Consider the following 15,838-nt stretch of genomic DNA (forward strand, 5'->3'; position numbering starts at 1 on the left):
GGCGATCAAAGTTCTCTTCATCGCGAAGACGATCCTGGAGCTGACGATTTCATTGTCGGCTGAATGTGTCGGCGGGATTTGTAACATTGTCTCTGTGTGCCCGGATTTAACCAAATAAACGTTTCCAAAAGTTTTTCTTTTTGCTGATTTCATGTGAATTCTCCGTATCTGTTTCCGCAGGATCTACGTGTGCTTTTTCAACTTTCAAATTGGGTAGGATCTCATTTTCAGGGAGACCATTACGCTGTTCGATATCTTTGATCTGTTCGAATGCTGTGGTTTGATAAAGCAATGGACCTTCTTTGTCGCAGTTAAAGAGATTAGAATAACTTTTAGACTCATTCAGATCAAAAGGCTGAGGTTCCACAACTTCCGTAGCTTCCAGGAGGCCTAGACCACGCTCTTTGGCATAATTCAATGCCTTTAAGAAAATCGTGATGCGTCCCTCAGAAAATAATTGATCCAATTCCGATCTAATTTCAGGATTATGGTGATAGTCTTCCAACAGTCGAATGACCTGATCGGCCGAAATATATACACCGGAGCAATAATTTTCAATAAGCCTATTTTGTACTTTTTTTGTGAGCGAAGCTATTGGAATAAATTCTTCCCATTTTTTATAATAGGAATCTAATAATTTATTCGTTGAGAAAGATAATGCGCCGCCACGGACATAGAAATAGGTCTCAAAAAAACCTTGAACGACGGCGATAAAGAAACCATGTGTTTTGTCGAAATAATCATTCTGATCTGTTTCCCGACCGGCGTTTATGGTGTCCTGATATTTTGTTTTATAGAAATCATCAATTTGATACTCGGATGCCAGCGTTTCTATTTTTTCAGGATTTGCAATCGATTCAAAATACCAGGCGTTAATCTGTTCTTCAGAAATAGGATGGTAACTAATATCAAAGCCCATAATCAGCGGTTTTTAATCTGTTGTTCTATAATTGCTAAATTATTAAAATTTAGCGTGTTGGTCAAGTGAAATGCAAAAGATAATATCGGGATGCGTGCGGTATACGTTTTTTTAGCTATTATGGACGCAATAGTGAAGAATGGGATGGTTTGCCGGTTTAACTAATATTAATTAATTTCGGACAAAATAAAATTTTTTATGAAGCACTTACTATTTATTATTTTCATGTCGGCGAGTCTATTTTTCACTGCTTGCCAAGCTCCAAGCCCAGAAAATTTTTTCGGAAAAGTTGTTCTAAATACTAATCTTATAGCCGATTTTGCTCCAGACCGTTTTGGTAAACGCCTCGAACAGGAGACTGTTGAATTTGCCGATATCCCCTCGAGTAAGAACGCAGGTGATGAAGCGCAAAAAACCGTGGACATAAAGATACAAACAGTAGAGAAAGCATTAAAAGACATCAATGCACTCCATGTTTCGGATGATGATGCAAAAGCATTAAAAGAAAAATCTATCGCCTTATTTGAAAAGGTGCTGCCGGTCTATAAAAATGAGTATACTGCTTATGCTAAACTTTGTGATAAAAAGGGATCTACTGAAGAAAAGCAGGTACTATTACAAAAAATACAACAAGATTACATGCCCGGGATTGATAAAACATTTGATGAGGTATATGTTCTAGGAAAAGCATACGCCGAAAAGCACAACCTTAATGTCAACTGGGGCAATTAAGATGGATCAGGAAGTAAACTTATATAGAAATAGAAGCAAAACTACTAAGCTTCTAAGTCTGTCAGGCGTGATTTGTATCGTTCTTTTATTGCTCTTTTTGTACTGTATCGGAATCTTTGACGGTGAATTAAAAGTGAAACCTGCGGTATTTTCGGGTGGAATATTGCTTATAATGTTAGGTCTTTTGGTGAATGGCTTATTAAGTCTTCGGGACAAATCTGCGCAGATTTCATTGAATAAAAGTCATTTCTCCGGAAAAACTACGCCAATGGCAAAAGCTTTCGGTGCCGGTAATTGGGATGATGTCACAGCAATTAACTTACAGAAAGTAGGCGGAGATACTTTAGTGGTTGTCACTTTAGGCATTGCTTCCAATTATAAAGACCGGCTTTCAGCGATGTTATGGAAAATGGCTTATGATGAGGCTTCACAACAGCTAAATATTATGTACTCGGCTTCTGTGATAGCGATCGAACCCAGCGAACTTTACGAACTGTTTATGACTTATTGGCAAAACTCAAAAAAGGGATCCATGATCAGCTAAGGCAGAAGAATTAGCTGATTATAAAAGCCGACAAAGTGTAACGGATCGCGAACTTTACAGCATATTGATCTTGCGTTGGATAGTTTCCCGTTCCAGGGAGCTTTTTGCCAGTGCTTGTGCACGCTGAAAGTTCGCGATTGCTTTTTGTCGATCCATATACTTGTAAAGCTCTCCCAAGAGCGCATAATAAAAGTGGTTATCCGTCAGATTTAGTTTTTTTGCCTCGGTCAGTGCAGTTTTTGGACCTTTAGCTTTGTATAAGGCAAAGGTTCTGTTGAGTGCTGCACCCGGCGAATAATTCACCGCCAGCAAACGATCATATAGCTGAAGGATTTGTTCCCATTTTTCTACGGTATCTGCTTTTGCACAATGCCACTGCGCAATTTTTGCTTCGATATGGTAGGAGGTCAATTGATCGCCATCCGCCGAGAGATTCAAAAAATAAATTCCCTGATTGATTAAGGCTTGGTTCCAAAGTTTCTCATTTTGTTGTTCATACAAAATGAACTCTCCATCGATACTGTGTCGGGCATCGAAGCGTGAGGAGTGAAAACAGATTAACGCGATGAGCGCATTCGTTTTGGGGACATTTGTCTTTTCGTAAGTAGATAACATGAGAGCCAGGCGTAGGGCCTCAACGCACAGGTCCTTTCTTAGAATCTCATTCTGGGTCTTGGAGTAGTACCCTTCGTTAAACAAAAGGTAAATAATATGCAATACGTTATCCAGTCTTTTCACGATTTCCTTTTCGGAAGGCAATTCAAGCTGGATCTTTTCTGTGCGAAGCTTTTCTTTTGCCCGAAACAACCGTTTGTTGATGGTTTCCTTGTTTGAAAGAAAGGCTTCGGCAATTTCTTCAATCCCAAAACCGCATAGAATCCGCAGTGCAAGACCTATCTGGGCTTCACTGGCAATTGCAGGTGTGCAGATGGCAAACAGCATCTTTAACTGACTATCCTTGATGTTTTCCTGGGTGAAACTAAATTCATCGGTATAATCCGCGGCAATCTGATTTTGATGTATTTCCGGAACCACTTTGTCTTCAAAAATTTTATTCCTTCTAAAGTGACTTAAGGTTTTCTGTTTAGCTACAGAATACAGCCAGGCATTTGGATTTGCTGGCAAACCTTTCGTTTGCCATGATTCCGTAGCCAGCAAAAAAGTCTCACTGACAATATCTTCGGCAATTTCAATGTGTTGTAGCCCAAAACGTTTTGAAATCACAGCGACGATCTTGGTGAATTCTTGTTGAAAAAGCTGTTTTAGAAAATTAGATTCCATCATACATAATAGGGCAGTTGTATAGCGTACAACTGCCCATAAAATTTTTTTAAACCAAAAGTGCCCTAATTTCAACGCTGCCGCTAGATTCCAAAATGGGACAACCATGCGCCAATGTTGTTGCTTCTTCAAGGTTTTCTGCGGAGATGACTATAAACCCCCCGAGGCTTTCCCTGATCTCCACAAACGGACCATCTGTAATAATCCCGCCCGGTTTTAATACTTTTCCACTTTTTTCAAGACGTGAGCCATGGTCAGATAATTTTCCCTGTGCTTCAATACCACCGATCCAATCCTCCCATTTTTTGTTTATTCTGGCAATTTCTTCTTCGTTCAAAAGCGGCGGTTCACTGCCGGCCTGCCGAAATAATAAGATGAAATCCTTCATGCTTCGCGTTTAATTTGTTAAATAAATTGATTTATCTCGTTTTAGCTTTGTTATGCTGTCTGTACTTTATGTTGGCCCACTTTGTATCCGCCGGCTTCAGTGCGGAAAGAAATATTAAAACGGTTGTATGCATTGATTGTGGTTATGGCCAAAGTCAGGTCGATGAGTTCCTCTTCAGAAAATTCCTGATCTGCAATGGCGTAAACTTCATCGGGTACATCTCCATTGGTTATTTTCGTTACTGCTTCAGCCCAGACCAACGCTGCTCGTTCACGTGCACTATAAAGCGGTGCTTCACGCCAAGCATCCAATAAAAATAGACGTTGTGGATTTTCACCTGTGGCAAGCAAATCTTTTGAATGCATATCCAGGCAATAAGCACAGCCATTGATCTGTGATACTCTAAAATAAATCAGATGCAAAAGCTCTTGTTCGATGGTACATTTACCTAGATAAGCTCCCAATCCAAACATAGCTTTCATCGCATTTTGGCCTTTTGCGAAAAAATTGATTCGTTGTTTCATTTTATTATTGTTTTAAGTGTAACTGTTTTACACTACAATAATGATTGAAATTAAAGAAATTGGACATAAGGCGCTAAATATTTTTTTATTTGTTTTTAATATTTTGATTATTAGATATTTATGTTTTGTTTTTTCTGGTAAAATCGACCAATTCCATACTTAGCTATAGATTGGAAAGTTGCAGCGATATGAATTGTAAAATCCTTGAGGTGATTGATCAACAATCAACAACAATTGCTATTTTTAGTCAAATTACTCCAATGAAACTGATAACATATACGTTTTCTATCCTGAGTTTTGGAATCCTGGCGTCCTGCGGGTCGAGCTCCAGTTCTAAAAAAGCCGTTGCGGATACGACCTCCAATGCAAGTTTTAAAGCTTACGAAGATAGATTCATCGAGCAGCTCTGGAAAGAAAATCCGGAATGGGCCACACAGGTAGGTTTTCATCGATACGATTCGTTATTGACGATTCCTGATGCTAAAAGCAGGGCATTACGCTTGGAATTTTCAAAACAGCAGCTCGATCAGTTAAAAAGCTTTGATCTGCATGATCTGAATCTCTCGCAACAAACGGATTACCATTTGATCCAGAATTATCTGGAATCCAATGTGTGGTCGATCGAAAAGGAGCGGGCTTATGAATGGAACCCATCTGCCTATAATGTAAGCGGAACCATCGCCTTTATGCTGGCTGAGAACTATGCTCCACTGCACGACCGCCTTCACGCTATTGAACAGCGCATAGCGAAAATTCCAGCCTATTATGAAGCCGCGAAAGGGCAGATCAAGAGTCCAGCTCTGGTATTGACAGATTTGGCCATACAGCAAAATTTGGGTGGATTATCTGTATTTGAAACCGATCTGCGTGATTCTCTAAAAAAATCCAATCTTCCGGCAACTGAAAAGGCAGCTATTCAAACGAAAGCCGATCAAGCTGTAAAAGCAATAAAGGGATTTGTAACCTATTTAAAGGAAACATCCAATCCGTCTCCGCGAGGTTTTAGATTGGGGCAGGAACTATATGATCAAAAGTTTAAATTTGATATCCAATCAGGATCTACAGCTGCGGAGATCTACGATGCAGCAATAGCACGTAAGCGTTATTTGCATACCGAAATGCATAAAATCAGTAAGGAGCTATGGCCAAAGTATTTTGGAAAGGCCGTGCAGCCGACAGATAGTTTGGTCCTGATCCGCAAGATGATTGATACCTTATCTGTTAATCACGTCAAAGCGGCCGATTTTCAGTCTGCTATTGAAGCACAGATTCCAAAACTGGTGGAATTTGTGAAGAAGAAGAAGCTTTTATATATTGATGATAGTAAGCCTTTGATTGTGCGGAAAGAACCTGCCTACATGGCCGGTGTGGCCGGAGCCTCTATCAGTGCTCCGGGGCCCTACGATAAAGGTGGAAATACATACTACAATGTCGGTAGTCTTGCAGGATGGTCCAAAGAAGCTTCAGAAAGCTATCTGCGGGAATACAATCACTATATTTTGCAGATTTTGAATATCCACGAAGCTATTCCCGGACATTATACGCAATTGGTCTATGCCAATCAGTCACCGAGCTTAATCAAGAGTGTTTTGGGGAATGGTGCGATGATCGAAGGCTGGGCCGTATATACCGAGCAGATGATGCTGGAAAATGGCTATGGTGACAATGCTCCTGAAATGTGGTTGATGTGGTATAAATGGCATCTGCGTACCGTGTGTAATGCAATATTGGATTATAGTGTTCATGTGAAGAATATGAGTGAAAAGGATGCAATGCATTTATTGGTTGACGAAGCGTTTCAACAACAGGCCGAAGCCGTTGGAAAGTGGAAAAGAGTATCCGTTAGCAGTGTGCAGCTGACATCCTATTTTACAGGATATAAAGAAATCTACGATTTAAGAGAAGCTGTTAAAAAGGAAGAAGGTGCTCAATTTAAGCTGAAAGCCTTCAATGAGAAATTTTTAAGTTTTGGCAATTCACCGGTAAAATATATCCGGGAAATGATGCTTAAGAAGTAGATTTAACACAACTTCAGCAACAAGCCACACGATAATCGTGTGGCTTGTTGCTGAAGTTGCATGCCATTCCGCTGCGTTTGCGATGTAGTCTTTATCTTATTAGGCCACTTTGGCAAATTTGTTCCGATATTCTATGGGTGTAAGGCCCGTTATTTTCTTGAAGATATCGCGAAAAGCTTTAGTGTCGGTATAGCCCACATCATACATCACTTGGGAAACGTTCTTCCTTGAAGCTTCAAAAAATTTCTTCGCTGCCTCTATGCGTACACGCTGGATATATTCCACGGGCGTATTATTTGTTGCTTCTTTAAACCTTCGTTCGAAAGTTCGACGGCCAATATTAACAAAATTGGCTAAATCTTCGACCGTAATTTTTTCCTCATACTTCAGTTCAATGTAGTCCTGTGCTTTCTGGATATCCAGATCTTCGTGATTGCGTTGGCCGCGGAATATCGCAAATTGGGACTGACTGTCACGGCTGATATCCAATGCAAAATATTTGGCGATCATAACTGCCGTTTCACGGTCGGAAAATTTTTCGACAAGATATAGTATCAAATTCCACAGACTGCTGGCACCGCCACTGCTGTATATATTGTCGTTTTCGGTGATAACGGCGCCATCTTCGATTTCTATTTCGGGGTATTTTTCCTTGAACTCGCTGATATAAGCCCAATGAGTCGAGCATTTTTTTCCATTTAAGAGCCCTGTTTCTGCCAGAAGAAAAGCTCCCACGCATAGGCTAGCCAAGCGGGTGCCTTTTAAGTGAAGTTTTCTAAAATAAGGTATGGCTTCGGCATTGTCCCTTATTCCGGTGTCAATATCACCAAAAGTAGGCGGTATGATCAGTAGATCGGTGCGGTCAACATTTTGCAGTAAGCGATTTGTTTTTATGGTGTACTCGCCGCTATTGGCTGGTACATATTCACTAAGGCCTACATATTCAACATTGAATATCGGTTTTTTTCCAAAAGCCGATAAAAATTCATTGGCCGTATGAAAGGTTCTAAATGCTGGCGTAATACCTTCGATAGTACCATATTTGGGAACAAAAACAGAGATTTGCATATCTTTTGGGTTTATGAGATAAAGGTACAAATTGTTTTTGTCGTAATCCACCCCTAAAGTTGTCGGTTTTACAATACGTCGGCCTTTAAAATCCTTTGCATCTTTGCTATATCATTATAAACAAATAAAAAGAAATCATGGAAAGACAAACAAAAATCAACGTGGAAGCCACAGTAAATGCACCGGTGGAAAAAGTGTGGCAGCAATGGAATGCGCCAGCGGATATCATGCAATGGAATGCCGCGGATCCAAGCTGGCATTGTCCAAGCAGTCAAAACGATTTGCGTGTGAATGGTACTTTTAAAAATCGGATGGAAGCAAAGGATGGAAGTTTTGGGTTCGATTTTGAGGGGACTTATGATAAGGTAGAATTGTATCAGGAAATCGCCTATACCATGTCAGATGGTCGGAAAGTAAGCACATTATTTTCTGAAAGAGGTGGAAAGACAATTATGAGCACCACCTTTGATGCGGAGCAGATGAATGATCCTGAATTTCAGAAGCAAGGTTGGCAAGCTATTCTTAATAATTTTGTAAAACACGTTGAATCAACAAATTAATCTCCATAAAATACCAACATCATGAAAAAAAATAAAATTATCTTCCGGATAGCTACAATATTAATTGTTATCTGGGAAGGCGTTATGCCACTGGGCACATTACTATTTGCACCGCAATATATGAACGCAGGAACGAAGCCCTTGGGTTATCCGGATTATTTCGCTTATGCCCTTATTATCTGTAAAGTTCTTGGCGTCATAGCCATTGCCATTCCGCAGTTTCCGGCTAAATTAAAAGAATGGGCTTATGCAGGATTGACATTCAGTTTACTATTTGCCTTTATCAGCCACGCTTGTGTGGATAAAAATATAACCTATATGTTATTGCCGCTTATTGTATTGGGTATACTGATGTTATCTTATGTCTATCGGTCAAAGCTAGCTGGTGCAAGCCGTGCCGCACAGCAGGATACATACACAGGCGCATCAGCGATATCTTAATATGACAGTGCCCCCATCCGAAAGGATCGGTTTATTGAGAATTTATTAAAAAGAACAAAAAGGTAGTATTATCTATTTACATTATAAACAATCAAACGAGATGAAAACAAATAGTGTTTCTTTACATCGGATTATTCAGGCCAGCCCTGAAAAAGTATTCCGTGCATTCGCGGATCCGGTAGCGCATGCCACTTGGTTACCGCCTTATGGATTTGTCTGTACTGTACAGCAGATGGATTTTAAAGTAGGCGGTCAGTTTAAGATGACATTTATCAATTTTGGTACGGGCAATGGTCATTCATTTGGCGGTGAATATTTGGAAATCATACCCAATGAATTTATCAAATATGTTGACCGCTTTGATGATCCCAATTTACCAGGAGAAATGACAACGACAGTTTCGCTGCGTGCAGTCAGCTGCGGTACTGAACTTAAAATAGAACAAACAGGAATTCCTGAGGTTATCCCCGCCGAAATGTGTTACCTGGGATGGCAGGAATCGTTGGAAAAAATGAAAAAACTTGTGGAGCCCGTCATACCGGATGCATAGTTTAATTCAATTTGTTTAGGATATGGAACGGTTAAGAAGCGGGGTTTTTATCACATTTTCGGGGGATTGTAGAAAGGCGCTTACGTTTTATCAGTCATGTTTTGGCGGGAGCCTGGATTTTGACAGGCTAGATAAAAAAATAAATGGGTATTCAGAGCTACCTATTGTAAGTGCCTCTCTTATTTCTCCCAGTGTGGTCATCTATGGTTCGGATCTGGTACACGATGATGGTCGAAAAATTGGCAACTATCTTTCGGTGTTTTTACCTTGTACGAATGTGGCTGACCGTGGACGGCTCGTCGCTAAACTGGCGGCAGGGGCTGGTCAACCCGTATTAGGTAACAACGAGACGGATCAATTGGTGGAAGTGACAGATATTTTTGACGTAAAATGGATATTGGGGATCTTGGGATGAAAGTTTATTCCGTTGTAGCCAACAGCTATTATTGTGGCAATTTGGGCAAATGGCACCAGAAACTGATACCCTAATATAGAAATGATCTGTATCCATTACCATTATTCGCAGAAGTGTAATTTTGTGTATGCTTCAGGCAAAGTTGATAACAGTAATTTAGTGATAATAATGGAACTACAGATACGGAATAGTACCCCGCAGGATATTGATTCGATTTTTAAGTTTTATAAGTTTGCGACGGATTTTCAAAAAGCAAAATCCGTTGTTTCTTGGCCTGAATTTGACCGAAAGCTTATTGAGCAGGAACTGAAAGAGCATAGGCAATGGAAAATGGTTGCCGGTCGGGATATTGCCTGTGTCTGGGCGACCACATTCGATGACCCTGATATCTGGGAAGAAAGAAATGAAGACCCGGCGGTTTATATTCATCGCATTGCCACAAACCCCGATTTTAGAGGCCAGAATCTCGTTCAATACATTGTGCATTGGGCGATTGAATATGCCATTGCAAATAATAAGAATTTTGTTCGCCTGGATACAGTGGGGGAAAATAAGGGACTTATTGAACATTATACCAGATGTGGTTTCGAATTTCTTGGATTAAAGAAACTTCGTGATACATCCGGTCTGCCCGCGCATTATGATAAGGCTACGGTAAGTCTATTTGAGTTAAAGCTCTAAGCGGCCATTCCAATCTGCCTATACGGTTTTCATACCTCGATTGAGCTGTATGGGCAATAACTGTTTTTAGTTGATATTTCATTGAAAAATAGGTAGATCTGCCTGTTTTCTTGTGAAATTTTGTTATATTGTTGTAACAAATTGTCGTTGCAGTATACTAACGAATTATTAACAGTTAAACTTATTTATGAATTTATCAATAGAAAATCTCAGTAAAACCTATCCTAATGGTGTAAAGGCACTAGACGAAGTAAACTTAGAAATAAAGCCGGGAATGTTTGGTCTCCTCGGACCAAATGGGGCAGGAAAATCATCCTTGATGCGCACTATAGCTACTCTTCAGAAGCCCGATTATGGTCGCATTACTTTTGGTGATATTGATGTTCTTGGAAAGCAAATGGAACTGCGAAAAGTTTTGGGTTACTTACCACAGGAATTTGGTGTTTATCCGAACCTTTCGGCGATAGATTTATTACACTATTTCGCGAAACTCAAAGGGATTAAGACAGGTGCTGATCGGCAGGCTATCATCAAGCGTGTGCTGGAAGTAACCAACCTCTGGGATGTCCGAAACAAGAGTGTGAGTGGTTATTCGGGAGGAATGAAACAACGCTTCGGTATTGCCCAGTTATTGCTGAACGATCCCAAACTGATTATTGTTGACGAACCTACTGCGGGACTGGATCCGGCTGAAAGACACCGTTTTTTAAATGTATTGCGGGAGATCGGAACCAATCATACGGTTATCTTCTCGACTCATATTGTGGATGATGTCCGCGAATTATGCCATGAACTTGCTATTCTCAATGGGGGGAAAATACTATTGCGCGGTACGCCAAAGGAGACAATAGAACAATTGGAAGGCAAGATCTGGGTACGGATCATTAGCCGCGATCAATTGGATGAGTATACACAGAAGTATAACGTCATTTCTACAAACTATAATCAGGATAATACACTCAATATCCGGGTTTATACTGATGTGCAGCCAGATGAATCCTTCGTAAATGCACAAGGACAACTGGAAGATGTCTATTTTGTTGCACTAAAAACTGACCAGCGCCATGTTTAGTCCGATTTTTAATTTTGAGTTTACACGTTGGTTTAAGAGTGCCGCCGTCTATATTTATATGGCTTTATTCTTTGTCCTGTCGTTGTTCATCATGTTGTCCTCACTAGGGATATTTGATGGCGTCACGGCGACGACTTCATCCAATACCATCAGAAATTCGCCTTGGGCTATTAATGAGATGATAAACGGGATGTCTTCCATTATCTATTTCTTAATTCCCTCGATTGTGGGGGCCTGTGTTTATCGGGATTTTCAGTATAATGTACATACCATTCTTTTTAGTTATCCGTTTACCAAAACAGATTATCTATTGGGTAAGTTTTTTGGATCGATGGCTGTCGTACTCGTCATCGTACTGGCATCGACCTTAGGTATAGTTGTTGCACAGTTTGTTCCGGGGATTAATCCAGATTTGTTGGGTCCCGTACATATTTTAGCCTACTTCCAGACCTATCTTATTCAGGTTATTCCCAATCTGGTTATCCTTAGCGCTATTATTTTTGTATTGGTCACTTTTACCCGTAACGTATATGTAGGTTTTGTTGCGGTGCTGGTGCTTATTATTGTACAGGTACTTGTCCAGAATCTGACAACAAACGCCGATAATCGCTATCTCGGGGCATTGATAGATCCCTTTGGTGATAGCGCCATTTCTTACTACACACAATATTGGTCTCCTGAAGAAAAGAATACAAACAATCTTCCTTTTCTGGGGGCAATTATCTATAATCGTCTGATATGGCTCGCTGTGGCAGCATTGTTTATTGGTGGATTTTATCTGTTATTTTCTTTCTCACAGGATTCCATTTCAGTAAAAACAGGCAAGAAAGGAAAACGCCTGACAAAGAATAATTTTGACAGTGTTTTTCGGCTCAATCTACCGAAAGTAAGCTACGACTTTTCAACCGTCCACTATTTGAAAACGACTTGGACACTGGCGCGGTATGACTATCGATACATTGTTAAAAATCCGGTTTTTTTGATCCTAACCCTGGTCGGTGTGCTGTTTATCCTTTTGATGGCTAGTACAATCGGTGCGATTTTTGGTACCTCGACTTACCCCGTTACCTGGAAAATGCTGATGATACCTGGAACGACCTTTAAATTCTTTTTGTTGATCCTGACTTTCCTCTTCACTGGTTTATTGGTTCATCGAGGTAGTATTACACGCATGGGCGGACTATTGGATGTGACGCCAGTTCCGAATTGGGCGCTTATGGGGTCCAAGATAATCGCGATCATCTTGATGCAACTGACCTTGCTCACGGTGGTAATGCTCACCTGTATGGCATTTCAGGTCTATCATCATTATTATCATTTCGAAATCGGGCAATACATCATGCACCTGATGGTGTATGGTATGTTGGCAAATATCGTATGGCTATTTGTAGCCACCTTTGTACATACGCTCTTCAAAAATTATCTGGCTGGTTTTTTTATCCTGTTAACCTTATTTATCGGATTGCCATTTTTATCGATGGTAGGCGTAGAGCAGGCGATTTATCAGTTTAACCAGGGGCCGGGGCTTGACTATTCAGATATGGACGGTTTTGGCTATATCTTACCCTTTTTAACTTATCGGGCCTATTGGTTGCTATTTGCGGTGTTTTTTCTTACAATAGCTCTTTTACTTTGGCGTAGAGGCGGATTCTCCGGCATGAAGGAACGCTTGGCGATCTTGAAAGCTCGCTTAAGCCCGAGCAGTATAACAGTTCTTCTCCTGAGTTTAATTGGTTTTTTAGGGATCGGTGGGGGTATATATTATGAGAACCATATTAAAAATCCTTATTATACAAGTCTTGATCATGAAAAGCAGTCCGTGGAATGGGAAAAGAGGTACAAAAAATATCAATTTCGGCCTCAGCCCCGTGTTGTTGACATCAAGTTCAATATGGATATCTATCCTTCGACGCGTAGCTTTAAAGCACAGGCTTCTTATGTGCTGAAGAATAAAACGACTGTTGCCATAGACTCCATTTTTGTCAATTATAATGATTATGACTATACCTTCTCTTTTGATGTTCCTAATAAGCTGATTTCTGCCGATGATATTTACAATTTCAATATCTATAAGTTGGTCAAGCCAATGGCGCCGGGGGATTCTATCGTCTTAAATTTTACTACAGTTAGTCCCGCCAATACTTGGGTGAACGAGAAGTCTCCCGTTAAAGGCAATGGAACTTTCATTAACAATATGCTGTTTCCGAATATCGGCTATTTAGACCGGGGCGAGCTGGTGGATAATGATATCCGTAAAAAATATGGACTACCTTATCGGGATCGTATGGCTTCGCCCACTGATTCCAATGCGCGAAAGAATAACTATATTTCAAATGACGCAGACTGGATTAGGTTTGAGGCAACAGTGAGTACCGATACGGATCAATTGGCCATTGCTCCAGGATACTTGACCAAAAAATGGGAGAAAAACGGAAGAAAATACTACCAGTATAAAATGGATTCAGCGATCCTGAATTTCTTTGCTTTTAATTCCGCTCGATATGAGGTGAAAAAGGATCAATGGAATGGTGTTAATTTGGAAATCTATTACCACAAAGGGCATACCTATAATCTTGATCGGATGATGGCCTCGAGCAAGGCTTCCTTGGCCTATTTTACTAGCCAATATAGTCCTTATCAACATCGGCAACTTCGAATTGTTGAATTTCCCCGAACAGCCGGAACGTTTGCGCAGTCTTTTGCCAATACCATTCCTTTTTCGGAGGCGATAGGTTTTATTGCGGATGTGGATGATAAAGAAGACGATGCGGTGGATTATCCCTATGCTGTGACCGCGCATGAAATAGCGCATCAGTGGTGGGCACATCAAGTTGTCGGCGCCAATACGCAGGGTGCCACATTGATGTCAGAAAGTATGTCTGAATATTCCTCTTTGAAAGTACTGGAAAAGAGGTATGGAAAAGGACAGATGCGCAAATTTCTCAAAGATGCACTGGATGGTTATCTAAAGGGGAGAAGTGCAGAAAAATTAGGCGAGAGACCATTGATGTACAACGAAAACCAAATGTATATTCATTATCAAAAAGGTTCTTTGGTCTTATATGCGCTGAGTGACTATCTGGGTGAACATGTTTTCAACCAGACAGCAAAAGCCTATCTGGACAGCACAGCTTTCCAAAATCCACCCTATACAACATCCTTGGAATTTGTGGATTACTTTCGCAAAGCGACACCTGATTCACTTCGTTATCTGATCAAAGATATGTTTGAGACAATCACCCTGTACAACAATAAAGTGGAGAAGGTGAGTACTAAAAAGCTGAAAAATGGAAAATATCAAGTGGATATTCAATTTGAAGTGGCTAAGTATCGCGTGGATGCCAATGGGAAAAAGAGTTACAATGATCAAGGTAGCAACCCGTTATTATTTAAAAAATCAGATCGGGTGACATTGAAATCCTTACCACTGAGGGACTATATTGAGATTGGTATTTTTTCAAAAGCGGCGGATAAGAAAAATGGAAAACCACTGGAAATTTACCTCAAAAAACATCGTATTGATCAGATCAATAATACGTTGACATTAGTTGTCGATCAAAAACCTACGCAGGTCGGTGTGGATCCGTACAACAAACTGATTGATATTGATTCAGATGATAATAGAAAAGATATCTAACGAAGTCCAGATTTGTTGTTATCCCGGGCATTGTTCTAACGAATTATAAAACGGCCATAACAGATTGTAAAACTGTGTAGACTGTAATAGGTACTATCCGGCGAATAATAGGTGAAGAGTGGGAATTAAACGCAAAAAAGTCGCTTTTCCATGTAGGAAAGCGACTTTTTGCTTTGTGCTCCCACCTGGGCTCGAACCAGGGACCAAAAGATTATGAGTCTTCTACTCTAACCGACTGAGCTATAGGAGCAGGTCGTTTGTTTTGTCAATTTCAGCATTGGTTATGCCGTTTTGACGATGCAATTATCGATATTTGTATTGGTATTTCAAAATAATTCGATGGAAAAAATTAAAAATATTGTTCTTGATTATGGAAATGTAATCTTCATGATCGACTTTATGAAGTTGAAAGTTGCTTTTACTCAGTTAGGTATAGAAAATGTTGACGAAGTTTTTGGGCATCATGGCCAAAGTGCACTTTTTGACGATTTTGACAAGGGAAAAATTAGTGCTGCGGAATTCCGGGATGGGATTCGTGCGATTACCAAAAATCCTGCCTTGACTGACGCGCAAATTGATGGAGCATGGAACAGTTTATTGATCGGCGTCCCGGAGGGACATCATGCGTTGTTATTGCAATTGAAAGAAGAGTATCGTACTTTTTTGTTGAGCAATAATAATGCGATTCATTATGCGTACTGTATGAATGCTATTCATGAAAAATATGCTGTTGCCGATAATGAAGGATTTTTTGAAAAAACCTATTATTCGCATTTGGTGGGCATGCGTAAACCGGACGCCGAGATTTTCGAATTGGTCATGGCGGAGCAGGATTTAAATCCCGCGGAGACGTTGTTTATTGACGATAGTCCGCAGCATTTGGCTACAGCTGAACAATTAGGCTGGCATACGGCATTGTGTACCAAGGAGAAACCCTTGAAAATGATCTTGGAGGAATTTGGATTAATATAAAATTTATTTTTCTTTTCTTATTCAACGTAAATATCG

The 15,838-nt window shown here is 40.3% G+C and carries 16 protein-coding genes and 1 tRNA gene; 11 read left to right on the forward strand and 6 right to left on the reverse strand.

The window, feature by feature from the left end:
* Positions 1-106: 106 nt before the first annotated feature.
* The gene (locus ABTV71_RS05630) at positions 107-919 is read right to left on the reverse strand and encodes a hypothetical protein (protein WP_433902456.1); all 813 of its coding nucleotides are present in this window, start codon (positions 917-919) and stop codon (positions 107-109) included.
* 198 nt (positions 920-1,117) lie between these two features.
* Here ABTV71_RS05630 and ABTV71_RS05635 point away from each other — a divergent pair, with 198 nt between their 5' ends.
* Both ABTV71_RS05635 and ABTV71_RS05640 read left to right on the forward strand, forming a co-directional pair.
* Positions 1,118-1,651, forward strand: coding sequence for a hypothetical protein (locus ABTV71_RS05635; RefSeq protein WP_147430424.1), 534 nt, complete (start codon positions 1,118-1,120; stop codon positions 1,649-1,651).
* Positions 1,632-2,195: a hypothetical protein gene (locus tag ABTV71_RS05640; RefSeq protein WP_433902457.1), complete on the forward strand. Its 564-nt coding sequence runs from the start codon at positions 1,632-1,634 to the stop codon at positions 2,193-2,195. Before ABTV71_RS05635 ends, ABTV71_RS05640 begins: the two co-directional genes overlap by 20 nt.
* 54 nt (positions 2,196-2,249) lie before the next feature.
* Here the strand turns inward: ABTV71_RS05640 and ABTV71_RS05645 are convergent, their stop codons facing one another.
* From ABTV71_RS05645 to ABTV71_RS05655, 3 genes are read right to left on the reverse strand one after another with little or no spacing between them, the layout of a single operon-like run.
* The gene (locus ABTV71_RS05645; protein ID WP_433902458.1) at positions 2,250-3,479 is read right to left on the reverse strand and encodes an RNA polymerase sigma factor; all 1,230 of its coding nucleotides are present in this window, start codon (positions 3,477-3,479) and stop codon (positions 2,250-2,252) included.
* Positions 3,480-3,525: 46 nt separating this feature from the next.
* Positions 3,526-3,864 carry a YciI family protein gene (locus ABTV71_RS05650; protein ID WP_121124915.1) on the reverse strand — a complete coding sequence of 113 codons (339 nt, stop codon included), beginning with the start codon at positions 3,862-3,864 and terminating at the stop codon, positions 3,526-3,528.
* A gap of 50 nt (positions 3,865-3,914) precedes the next feature.
* Positions 3,915-4,388, reverse strand: a complete 474-nt coding sequence (locus ABTV71_RS05655; protein ID WP_121124917.1) for a carboxymuconolactone decarboxylase family protein — start codon at positions 4,386-4,388, stop codon at positions 3,915-3,917.
* 260 nt (positions 4,389-4,648) lie between these two features.
* Between ABTV71_RS05655 and ABTV71_RS05660 the strand changes: the two genes are divergently transcribed.
* Positions 4,649-6,406 (forward strand): DUF885 domain-containing protein, encoded by a 1,758-nt coding sequence (locus ABTV71_RS05660; RefSeq protein ID WP_433902459.1) that lies wholly within the window; start codon positions 4,649-4,651, stop codon positions 6,404-6,406.
* 99 nt (positions 6,407-6,505) lie between these two features.
* Here ABTV71_RS05660 and ABTV71_RS05665 read toward each other — a convergent pair whose 3' ends face one another.
* Entirely contained in the window at positions 6,506-7,474 is a 969-nt protein-coding gene (locus ABTV71_RS05665) for a GlxA family transcriptional regulator (RefSeq protein ID WP_121124919.1), read from the reverse strand.
* A gap of 137 nt (positions 7,475-7,611) precedes the next feature.
* Between ABTV71_RS05665 and ABTV71_RS05670 the strand changes: the two genes are divergently transcribed.
* The 7 genes from ABTV71_RS05670 to ABTV71_RS05700 all read left to right on the forward strand — a co-directional run bounded on the left by ABTV71_RS05670 (position 7,612) and on the right by ABTV71_RS05700 (position 14,830).
* Positions 7,612-8,034 carry an SRPBCC family protein gene (locus ABTV71_RS05670; RefSeq protein WP_433902460.1) on the forward strand — a complete coding sequence of 141 codons (423 nt, stop codon included), beginning with the start codon at positions 7,612-7,614 and terminating at the stop codon, positions 8,032-8,034.
* Between the two features lie 21 nt (positions 8,035-8,055).
* Positions 8,056-8,475, forward strand: coding sequence for a DoxX family protein (locus tag ABTV71_RS05675; protein ID WP_433902461.1), 420 nt, complete (start codon positions 8,056-8,058; stop codon positions 8,473-8,475).
* Positions 8,476-8,575: 100 nt separating this feature from the next.
* Positions 8,576-9,025, forward strand: a complete 450-nt coding sequence (locus ABTV71_RS05680; protein WP_433902462.1) for an SRPBCC family protein — start codon at positions 8,576-8,578, stop codon at positions 9,023-9,025.
* Positions 9,026-9,047: 22 nt separating this feature from the next.
* Complete coding sequence (locus ABTV71_RS05685; RefSeq protein WP_108637078.1) at positions 9,048-9,440, forward strand: glyoxalase; 393 nt, start codon at positions 9,048-9,050, stop codon at positions 9,438-9,440.
* Positions 9,441-9,608: 168 nt separating this feature from the next.
* Positions 9,609-10,121 carry a GNAT family N-acetyltransferase gene (locus ABTV71_RS05690; protein WP_433902463.1) on the forward strand — a complete coding sequence of 171 codons (513 nt, stop codon included), beginning with the start codon at positions 9,609-9,611 and terminating at the stop codon, positions 10,119-10,121.
* Positions 10,122-10,308: 187 nt separating this feature from the next.
* Positions 10,309-11,193: an ABC transporter ATP-binding protein gene (locus ABTV71_RS05695; protein WP_433902464.1), complete on the forward strand. Its 885-nt coding sequence runs from the start codon at positions 10,309-10,311 to the stop codon at positions 11,191-11,193.
* Positions 11,186-14,830 carry a M1 family aminopeptidase gene (locus ABTV71_RS05700; RefSeq protein WP_433902465.1) on the forward strand — a complete coding sequence of 1,215 codons (3,645 nt, stop codon included), beginning with the start codon at positions 11,186-11,188 and terminating at the stop codon, positions 14,828-14,830. The genes ABTV71_RS05695 and ABTV71_RS05700 overlap by 8 nt, the downstream gene beginning before the upstream one ends.
* 176 nt (positions 14,831-15,006) lie before the next feature.
* Here the strand turns inward: ABTV71_RS05700 and ABTV71_RS05705 are convergent.
* Positions 15,007-15,080 (reverse strand) — tRNA-Ile (locus ABTV71_RS05705).
* 89 nt (positions 15,081-15,169) lie between these two features.
* On the opposite strand from ABTV71_RS05705, the gene ABTV71_RS05710 reads away from it, so the two are divergent.
* Positions 15,170-15,802 (forward strand): HAD family hydrolase, encoded by a 633-nt coding sequence (locus tag ABTV71_RS05710; protein ID WP_433902466.1) that lies wholly within the window; start codon positions 15,170-15,172, stop codon positions 15,800-15,802.
* The last annotated feature ends 36 nt before the right edge of the window (positions 15,803-15,838 follow it).

Origin of the sequence: Sphingobacterium puteale (genome assembly GCF_050986225.1) — a bacterium.
In the GTDB taxonomy this organism is placed as follows: Bacteria; Bacteroidota; Bacteroidia; order Sphingobacteriales; family Sphingobacteriaceae; genus Sphingobacterium; species Sphingobacterium puteale.